Raw genomic sequence first — 234 nt, 5'->3', positions numbered from 1 at the left:
ACACGCCCACCCCAGCTCCTGCGCTTCTCGGCGCAGCCAGAAGGGGTGGGGAGCGGGTACCACACGGCTGCTGCTTCGCAGCTGCGCCTGGGGTCGGTGACGCGCGCTGCGCGCTGCCGACATTTTGGGCGCGATCACTCTGCCCAGGCCGAGCCGCAGCGAGGCAGTCTGGGCCGAGCGAAGCAATGGCCCGAATGGAGCCCGCTCCCACCCCCTTCTGACCGTGCCGAGAAG

The organism is Acidovorax sp. Root219 (assembly GCF_001428665.1).
Classification (GTDB): domain Bacteria; phylum Pseudomonadota; class Gammaproteobacteria; order Burkholderiales; family Burkholderiaceae_C; genus Acidovorax.
Note: the sequence above shows the minus strand (reverse complement) of the source record.